The sequence below is a fragment of the Lysinibacillus sp. fls2-241-R2A-57 genome (assembly GCF_030209535.1).
Lineage (GTDB): Bacteria > Bacillota > Bacilli > Bacillales_A > Planococcaceae > Lysinibacillus.
Genome location: NZ_JARVRU010000009.1, coordinates 1 through 5,426, shown reverse-complemented (window position 1 = coordinate 5,426; position 5,426 = coordinate 1). Strand labels below are relative to the sequence as shown.

The 5,426-nt window shown below is 37.9% G+C and carries 3 protein-coding genes; all 3 read left to right on the top strand.

Annotation, left to right across the window (positions count from 1 at the left end; all coding sequences use genetic code 11):
• Positions 1–436: 436 nt before the first annotated feature.
• Positions 437–1,900, top strand: a complete 1,464-nt coding sequence (gene guaB, locus QRN68_RS02295; RefSeq protein ID WP_285395035.1) for an IMP dehydrogenase — start codon at positions 437–439, stop codon at positions 1,898–1,900.
• Between the two features lie 143 nt (positions 1,901–2,043).
• On the top strand, positions 2,044–3,375 hold the full coding sequence (locus QRN68_RS02290; RefSeq protein ID WP_285395033.1) for a D-alanyl-D-alanine carboxypeptidase family protein: 1,332 nt from the start codon (positions 2,044–2,046) through the stop codon (positions 3,373–3,375).
• A gap of 104 nt (positions 3,376–3,479) precedes the next feature.
• Positions 3,480–5,318, top strand: coding sequence for an asparagine synthase (glutamine-hydrolyzing) (gene asnB / locus QRN68_RS02285; protein ID WP_285395031.1), 1,839 nt, complete (start codon positions 3,480–3,482; stop codon positions 5,316–5,318).
• Positions 5,319–5,426 lie beyond the last annotated feature (108 nt).

The following is a 5,426-nucleotide window of genomic DNA, read 5'->3' as shown; positions in this document are numbered from 1 at the left end:
GCCGATGGTAGTTGGGGGCTTCCCCCTGTGAGAGTAGGACGTCGCTAGGCAAAGACAGTCAGCTGTGTGCTGGCTGTTTTTTTTTTTATAAAAAACTTTAATAAGTTAAAACTTCCGGCAGATGTCACGGAATCGGAAAAGCGTTCTTTGTGCAAGCGCCAATCCAGACGTAATTATGCCGAGGTATAATTGATTAATAATTCCACAAAACTTGTCTAAAAATAAGATAGTCTTCAACTAATATGTATATAATAAATGATGAAGAACATTAAAAAGGCTATATTTTTATCAGTGTAAAAAAAGGGAGAAAAGGCTATTAGATTTGCTACCTTTAAAAATCTGAATTGTCTTTCTTTTATAAGTTTCTTGACAGTAGCTTAGCACGTTGTTAATCTTACAATTAATATTCTTTTAACTATAGGAGGACGTTACGAAAATGTGGGAAACTAAATTTGCCAAAGAAGGTTTAACTTTTGATGATGTATTATTAGTACCAGCGCATTCAGAAGTATTACCGAAAGATGTTGATTTATCAGTTCAACTAACACCAAAGATTAAATTAAATATTCCAATGATCAGCGCAGGCATGGATACAGTTACAGAATCTAAAATGGCAATTGCTATGGCACGTCAAGGTGGTATCGGTATTATCCATAAGAACATGTCGCTCGATGAGCAAGCTGAGCAAGTAGAAAAAGTAAAACGTTCTGAAAATGGTGTTATTACAAACCCATTCTTCTTAACTCCGACTCACCAAGTTTTCGATGCTGAGCATTTAATGGGTAAATACCGAATTTCTGGTGTACCAATCGTTGATAGTATGGAAAACCAAAAGCTAGTAGGGATCATTACAAACCGCGACTTACGTTTTATTTCTGACTATTCTTTAAAAATTGAAGATGTTATGACAAAAGAAGATTTGATTACAGCTCCTGTTGGAACGACTCTAGAGGATGCTGAAAAGATTCTTCAACAATATAAAATCGAAAAGCTACCAATTGTAGATGAAGAAGGTAAATTAACTGGATTAATTACGATTAAGGATATTGAGAAGGTAATTGAGTTCCCTAACGCTGCAAAAGACATACATGGTCGTTTATTAGTAGGGGCAGCAGTTGGTGTTTCAAAAGATACGATGATACGTATTGAAAAGCTTGTTGAAGCACAAGTAGACATCGTAGTAATCGATACAGCTCACGGTCATTCTGAGGGTGTACTACAAACGATTCGCTCAATCCGTGAATCTTATCCAGAGCTTGAAATTATCGCTGGTAACGTGGCAACAGCTGAAGGTGCACGTTCATTATTTGAAGCTGGAGCAGATGTAGTGAAAGTTGGTATTGGACCAGGATCTATTTGTACTACTCGTGTCGTAGCTGGTGTAGGTGTACCACAAATTACAGCTGTTTACGATTGTGCAACAGTAGCTCGTGAGCTTGGTAAAGCAATTATCGCTGATGGAGGCATTAAATACTCTGGAGATATTGTTAAAGCTCTAGCAGCAGGTGGTAATGTTGTAATGCTTGGTTCACTACTTGCAGGTACTTCTGAATCTCCTGGTGATACTGAAATCTTCCAAGGTCGTCGCTTCAAGGTTTACCGTGGCATGGGTTCAATTGGAGCTATGGAAAAAGGTTCAAAGGATCGTTATTTCCAAGAGGATGCGAAAAAATTAGTACCTGAGGGTATTGAAGGTCGTCTTCCTTACAAGGGACCTCTAGCGGATACTATTTATCAACTAATCGGTGGTATTCGTGCAGGTATGGGCTATTGTGGTTCAGCTAACCTTGAGTTCTTACGTGAAAATGCTCAGTTTGTTCGAATGACAGGTGCAGGTCTACGTGAATCACATCCACATGATGTACAAATCACTAAAGAATCACCAAACTATTCGATGTAATATATTACTAGCAACTTTTATGCTCTCGAATCGTCTACAAAGATGGCGCGAGAGCATTTTTTTTATGATAGAGAGTGCGCACGGACGGTACTTTCTATGATAAAATGTCGAGGACAAGATTATTTTTTTGGAGGGCTTTAAAGGTGAAAAAGACAATGAACACAGTTATTCGCTTGCTCCTAATTCCTGTTTTGTTATTTAGTGTTTTGGCAGGTGTTCCTGCAAAGGCAAATGCAGAAACAGATTTAGGATTAAATGTGGATGCTGCGATTTTAATTGACGCAGATTCAGGTAAAATTTTATATGAGCAAAATGCAGATACTTCACTAGGTATTGCGAGTATGACAAAGATGATGACTGAATACTTGTTATTGGACGCAATTAATGCAGGTACAGTTAAGTGGGATCAGGAATATCATGTAACTGATTATACGTATAAAATTTCTCAAAACCGTGCGTTAAGTAATGTACCATTACGTAGAGATGGAACTTACACAATTCGTGAATTGTATGAGGCGATGGCTATTTACTCTGCAAATGCTGCTACAGTGGCTATTGCGGAAACAATTGCAGGTACTGAAACTGAGTTTATAAAATTAATGAATAAAAAAGCGGAAGAGCTTGGTCTTAAAGACTATAAATTCGTAAACTCTACTGGACTTAACAATGCAGATTTATTTGGTATGCATCCAGCTGGTACTGGACCAAAAGATGAAAACGTAATGCCTGCTAAATCTGTAGCAAAATTAGCATATCATTTACTAAAAGATCATCCAGAGGTATTAGAAACGTCTAAAATTGCAGAAAAGACGTTCCGTAAAGGTACAGAAGATCGAATTGAAATGAGAAACTGGAACGATATGTTACCTGGATTAGCGAACCATTATGAGGGCGTTGACGGGTTAAAAACAGGTACAACAGACTTTGCTGGACATTGCTTTACAGGTACTGCAACGCGAAATGGTACACGTTTAATTTCTGTTGTTATGAAGGCTGTAGATGAAAAGGGAGAAGGCACAAGAAAAGCTCGCTTCGATGAAACAGCTAAATTATTTAACTATGGCTTCTCACAATTCTCGAAACAAGAAATTATTCCAGCGAACTATAAGTTTAAAGATCAAGAAACAGTAAAAGTTACAAAAGGTAAAGAAAAGAATGTAGCGATTGCTGTTAAAGAACCAGTTTCATTTATGGTAAAGTCATCTGAAAAAGATTTATATAAACCTAAACTGGTATTAGATAAAAAGAGTCTTGAAGCAGAGGTTAAGAAGGACACAGTTGTCGGAAAGGTAGTTATTGAGCGCTCAGAAGGCACAGATTACGGTTTTATTGACGGTAAGGACCTTTCAGCTGATGTTGTCACTACAGAGGCTGTAGAGCGTGCTAATGGTTTCTCATTATTCTTCCAAGGTATTGGTAGCTTCTTCGGAAACTTATGGGACGGTATTACCGACTTTGTTGGTGGCTTATTTTAATAAATAATGGATAGAACACGTAGATGTTTTCAAACATCTCGTGTTCTTTTTCACGTTTCCACGCTTTACTGCATACGCTAATAGGCGAAAGGATGTGTGGCTAAATGTGTGGTATTACAGGATGGGCTAGCTTTCAAAAGGATTTAAGAACAAGTGATAGAATTCTGAAGTTAATGACGCAAACGTTAAATAAACGTGGGCCTGATGATGAAAATATTTGGTGTAGTGAGCATATTGCATTTGGCCATCGACGGTTAGCTGTCATAGATTTGATCGGTGGAAAGCAGCCGATGATGAAAGTACATGATGGAGCAAACTATGTCATTACATATAATGGCGAGCTTTATAATACAGAAGAATTACGGAAAGAGCTTCAAAATCGAGGGCATGTTTTCACAACACATTCTGATACGGAAGTGTTATTAACCGCTTATATTGAATGGAAAGAGCTGTGTGTTGATTTTTTAAATGGAATTTTCGCTTTTGGTGTATGGGATGAACAAGCACAATCGCTTTTTTTATGCCGAGATCGACTAGGAGTAAAGCCTTTGTTTTATACAGAGCTTCAAGATGGCTTGCTTTTTGCATCCGAGGTGAAAGCATTATTAGCTCATCCATTGATGAAAACAACAGTTAATGCAGAAGGTCTAGCAAATATTATGGCTGTAGGACCGTCTAGAATGCCCGGAAAGTCACTTTTTCAAAATATTGATGAGCTACGTCCAGGATATGCAATGCGTTTCTCTAGAGAAGGGATACGCATTTGGCAGTATTGGCAGTTACAGAGTAAACGGCATGAAGAGTCATTAGAAGAAACAATCGATCATGTCCATTTTTTGCTAACGGACGCTATTGAACGACAGCTTGTTTCAGACGTACCGATTTGTACCTTTCTTTCAGGCGGTTTAGATTCCAGCATTATTACTGGAATTGCAGCAAACATGTTTCAGCAACAAAACAAAGGTACACTTCATACGTACTCTATAGACTATGAGGATAACGAACGTTTCTTTAATCCACATGCTTTTCAAACATCCACAGACACGTATTGGATTCATAAAATGACAGATACCTTTAGTACTACACATCACGCTGAGGAAATTTCTCAACAGCAATTAATCGATTTGTTAGTAGAGTCTGTCATTGTTAGAGATTCACCAGGGATGGCCGATGTAGATTCATCCTTATTGTGGTTTTGTCGAGAAATAAAAAAGGACTTTACCGTTGCACTATCAGGTGAATGTGCGGATGAAATTTTCGGTGGTTATCCATGGTTTACAGAAACGACTACAGGATTCCCTTGGATTCGTTCACTGTCTGAAAGGTCAACAATGTTACAAGAGCGGTGGCGTAAGAAATTAGCAGTTGAATCATATGCACAACAAGTATATTCGCAAACAATTGCTGAAGTACCATATCTTGATGGAGAGAGTATTGAGGAAATAAGGCAACGTGAAATGTTTTATTTGAATATGGTATGGTTTATGCAAACATTGCTGGAACGAAAAGACCGTATGAGCATGGGGGCAAGTCTTGAAGTTCGTGTTCCATTTGCAGATCATCGCCTTGTGGAATATGCGTGGAATATTCCGTGGGAAATGAAAAATTTAGGCGGTATAGAAAAGGGGTTGCTTCGTAAGGCAATGCAACATTTATTGCCAGAAGAAGTTTTATATCGGAAAAAGAATCCGTACCCTAAAACTTATCATCCAGTTTATACAGCAGGCGTTCAAAAATGGCTAAGAGAAATAATGAAAGATAAAAATTCAATTCTTCATGAATTATTTGAGCGACAGAAGTTAATAGGGCTAATTGAATCTGGCGGCAGTTCTTTCAAAGTTCCTTGGTATGGACAATTAATGGCTGGCCCGCAGCTTTTGGCTTATTTGGGGCAAATTCATACATGGTTTAAGTTATATAATATTCAACTAATTGAAACATAATCAATTTCAGTGGTGAGAGTCATCTGTAGCTGACGTTTCACTTTCGCTACAAAAAACATTTGTAGCTGACGTTTCACTTTCGCTACAAGAAACATTTGTAGCTGACGT

Bases quoted from the DNA above. Each gene is read 5' to 3' on its own strand.
- guaB (WP_285395035.1), top strand. From the start codon at position 437: ATGTGGGAAACTAAATTTGCCAAAGAAGGTTTAACTTTTGATGATGTA.
- asnB (WP_285395031.1), top strand. From the start codon at position 3,480: ATGTGTGGTATTACAGGATGGGCTAGCTTTCAAAAGGATTTAAGAACA.